Origin of the sequence: Clostridium sp. CCUG 7971 (assembly GCF_017590215.1) — a bacterium.
In the GTDB taxonomy this organism is placed as follows: domain Bacteria; phylum Bacillota; class Clostridia; order Peptostreptococcales; family Peptostreptococcaceae; genus Faecalimicrobium.
Genome location: NZ_JAFFPK010000156.1, coordinates 1 through 3,507, shown reverse-complemented (window position 1 = coordinate 3,507; position 3,507 = coordinate 1). Strand labels below are relative to the sequence as shown.

General features: G+C 32.0%; 5 protein-coding genes and 1 riboswitch. Of the genes, 1 reads left to right on the top strand and 4 read right to left on the bottom strand.

Annotated elements, in window-relative coordinates:
* A partial coding sequence (locus JWF52_RS17050) for an S-adenosylmethionine synthetase N-terminal domain-containing protein (protein WP_286184245.1) occupies window positions 1-395 on the bottom strand: 395 nt, incomplete at its 3' end.
* Between the two features lie 197 nt (window positions 396-592).
* Window positions 593-698: riboswitch (SAM riboswitch) on the bottom strand.
* A 237-nt stretch (window positions 699-935) separates the two neighbouring features.
* On the opposite strand from JWF52_RS17050, the gene yyaC reads away from it, so the two are divergent.
* Complete coding sequence (gene yyaC, locus JWF52_RS17045) at window positions 936-1,445, top strand: spore protease YyaC (RefSeq protein ID WP_208334697.1); 510 nt, start codon at window positions 936-938, stop codon at window positions 1,443-1,445.
* 114 nt (window positions 1,446-1,559) lie between these two features.
* On the opposite strand, the gene fabZ is transcribed toward yyaC, so the two are convergent.
* The 3 genes from fabZ to spoIIID form a co-directional block, all read right to left on the bottom strand.
* On the bottom strand, window positions 1,560-1,988 hold the full coding sequence (gene fabZ / locus JWF52_RS17040) for a 3-hydroxyacyl-ACP dehydratase FabZ (protein ID WP_208334696.1): 429 nt from the start codon (window positions 1,986-1,988) through the stop codon (window positions 1,560-1,562).
* Between the two features lie 19 nt (window positions 1,989-2,007).
* Entirely contained in the window at window positions 2,008-3,027 is a 1,020-nt protein-coding gene (locus JWF52_RS17035; RefSeq protein ID WP_208334695.1) for a rod shape-determining protein, read from the bottom strand.
* A gap of 158 nt (window positions 3,028-3,185) precedes the next feature.
* Window positions 3,186-3,452 (bottom strand): sporulation transcriptional regulator SpoIIID, encoded by a 267-nt coding sequence (spoIIID, locus tag JWF52_RS17030; protein ID WP_042277578.1) that lies wholly within the window; start codon window positions 3,450-3,452, stop codon window positions 3,186-3,188.
* Window positions 3,453-3,507: the final 55 nt, after the last annotated feature.

The window sequence follows — 3,507 nt, the reverse complement described above, 5'->3', positions numbered from 1 at the left end:
CCTTGGTCACCTGCACCTACTTTTTCTATTTCATCTTCTGCTGTTTGTCCATCTCTATTTTCTAATGCTTCATTAACACCCATAGCTATATCTCCTGATTGTTCATCTATAGAAGTTATAACCGCGCAAGTGTCACAGTCAAATCCGTATTTTGCTCTATCGTATCCTATTTCTCTTACTGTTTCTCTTACTATTTTAGGTATATCAGCATACGCTTTTGTTGTTATTTCTCCCGCTACTAATACAAGCCCCGTTGTTACTGTAGTCTCACAAGCAACTCTTGATAACGGATCTTGCTTTAATAATTCATCTAATATTGCATCTGATATTTGGTCACATATTTTATCTGGATGCCCTTCCGTTACTGATTCTGATGTAAATAAATGTCTTGCCATCTCAATTCCTCCTTAATTTATAATTTTGGGATTTAATTCATCCCCTATGTTAGTCCAATTATGAATACTCTTAGTTAATTTTACTTTATATATCTGAAATCTTACGCTATATATTAGAGGTAATAGTTTAATAATTAAAAAACCTCTTCTTATGCAAGAAGAGGTTAATTTTGTATATTCAATACATTAATTAACTAACCTCATCTCTCAAGACTATTTAGTCTTGTAGGATTTAGCACCTTTTCCCAAATGGGTGGTTGCTGGGCTTCACAGGGCCTATCCCTCCGCCGCTCTTGATAAGGTAATCAAGAAAGTTATTAAGTTCTTTTATATTATATATCTCATTAATTTATATATTACTATCTTTATAAAATCCTGTCAATAATTTTAAATCAAATTTATCATTTGGAATATTCTTGCTTGTACTATATCAACTATATAGTATCCTATTTAATACCATTTTCATATTATATATTATGTAACCTAAGATAGGTATTTTTTAAATTAAAAATTCATATATTTTTTTGAAGGGGGGTGCCTATGTATTTAGCCAAAGTGAATTATAAAAAAGAGAACGTTGTAGAAGTATTAAGCTCAATACTTAAAGATTTAATCGATGAAAATACAGTTGTAGTTTGCATAGGAACAGACAGAGCTATCGGAGACGCTCTCGGACCATTAGTTGGTACAATGTTGCAAAATAGTGATTTTAAATACCCCGTTTACGGAACATTAGATAATCCTATCCACGCTTTAAATATATACGAATCTATTGATCACATAAAACAGATTCATCCAAATGGAAATTTTTTAGCTATAGATGCATGTTTAGGGTCAAAAAGTAGCATAGGTAATATACAAATAAGAGAAGGCCCAATTTTACCTGGAAAAGGTGTTGGAAAAAAATTACCCCAAATAGGAAACCATTCTATTGTAGGAATAGTTGATAAGATAGATGAAAATAATAGATTTTCATTTAATAATGTGCGCCTTAGCTTCATAATAGAATTAGCCGAAGTAATTTCGTTAGCTCTATTACTTTCTACCTAAAAGGTTCGCCAACATATTGCTTAAAAAACTCGCCCCATTATATTAGATAAGTCTAATATAATGGGGCGAGTATAATATTTATTTTAAAAAGTCCTAAATTTTAGGACTTTTATTTTATTTTTGTACAAGAGCAAACATTAATTCTCCGCTACAAGCAAGTTCTTCTCCAACGTAAGCTTTTGCTGTAGCCTTACCAATGTTTCTTCTTAAAGATAGCATTTCAACTTCCATAATTAATGTATCCCCAGGTCTTACTTCTTTTTTAAATCTTACCTTATCTATACCTGCAAATACACCTAATTTACCTTTATTTTCTTCTATAGACATCATAGCTACTGCCCCTACTTGAGCCATAGCTTCAACAATTAAAACCCCTGGCATTATAGGATATTCTGGAAAGTGGCCTTGGAAAAATGGTTCATTAGCTGTAACATTTTTAATACCTACTGCTTTTTTTCCTTCTTCTAATTCTATAACCTTATCCACTAACAAAAATGGATATCTATGTGGTATTAACTCTTTTATTTGATCTATATTTAACATTGAAATACCTCCCTAAATTTTATTTTCTTCTAAAGGTACCACCTGTTTCAAGTAAGTCTAAAGACCCTAATGCACTTCCTGTTCCTTTTGCAACACATGCTAAAGGCTCATCTGCTATTATAACCTTTATCCCTAGTCTTTCTTCTATTCTTTTGTCTAAACCATGTAATAAGGCTCCTCCACCTGTCATTATTATGCCTGTATCACTTATATCAGCTGCTAATTCTGGTGGTGTTTTTTCTAATACATTATGCGCTGAAACAACTATTTGCTCAGCACATTCATCAAGAGCACTTAAAATTTCTGTTGAGTTTATCTCTAGAGATACAGGTAATCCTGTAACTAAATTCCTACCGCTTATTTTCATACTCTTTTCTTCTTTTCTTTTAAATGCACATCCTATTTCTATCTTGATTTTTTCAGCACTTCTTTCTCCGATAAGAAGATTATGTTGTTTTCTTATATATCTTACTATAGCTTCATCAAATTTATCTCCACCCATTTTAATAGATTCACTTACAACAGCTCCTCCTAAAGATATTACGGCTATATCCGCTGTACCTCCACCGATATCTATAACCATGTTTCCATTTGGTTCAGCTATATCTATACCTGAACCAATTGCAGCTGCAATTGGTTCTTCTATAATATATACATCTCTTGCTCCGGCTTGTCTTGTAGCTTCTTCTACAGCTCTTTTTTCTACTTCCGTAACACCCGTTGGAACACAAACCATTATTCTAGGCATAAAAAATCTTGAGAATCCTTTTTTGTCTACAACTTTATTTATAAAATAATTTAGCATTTTTTCAGTTACATCATAGTTTGAAATAACTCCATCTCTTAATGGTCTAATAGCTACTATATTTCCAGGTGTTCTACCTATCATCCTTCTTGCTTCTTCACCTACTGCTAAAACAGAATTTGTTCTTTGTTCTATCGCTACAACAGATGGCTCCTCTAATACAATTCCTTTACCACTAACATACACCAATACATTAGCAGTACCTAAGTCTATTCCTATATCAGCTCTAGCCATTTTTTCAACTCCTTTTTATATTCATTTATATTTAAACTTTTCGTTTTTTGCAAATACTCCTATATTACAAAATATACAAAAACCCTGTTTAAGTCAAGGAAAAGTTTCTTCATTTTTTAAGTAGTAAATTTATTTTATAAATAAAAAAAATGTAGGCTTTAACCTACATCTTTTTTTATATCTTTTTCATATTTAAGTTTTGTTGCCATGCCGCCTCTTATGTGTCTCTCAGATTTATTCTTTTCTAAAACCATCTTAACTTCTTTAGCCAGAGATGGATTTATTTCTTCCAGACGTTCTGTTACATCTTTGTGAATTGTACTTTTACTCACTCCGAATGTTTTTGCAGTTTGTCGTACCGTAGTATTTCTTTCTAGTATATATTTTGCTACAACGATAGCTCGCTCCTCTATATGAGATCTCAAGACTTCCCCCCCTCACATACTAGCCTTAATCATATATATGTAGCATTTCAAAAAA

What these genes read in the sequence shown, in the direction of transcription:
- yyaC (WP_208334697.1), top strand. Translation starts at nt 936, where the DNA reads ATGTATTTAGCCAAAGTGAATTATAAAAAAGAGAACGTTGTAGAAGTA.
- fabZ (WP_208334696.1), bottom strand. Translation starts at nt 1,988, where the DNA reads ATGTTAAATATAGATCAAATAAAAGAGTTAATACCACATAGATATCCA.
- JWF52_RS17035 (WP_208334695.1), bottom strand. Translation starts at nt 3,027, where the DNA reads ATGGCTAGAGCTGATATAGGAATAGACTTAGGTACTGCTAATGTATTG.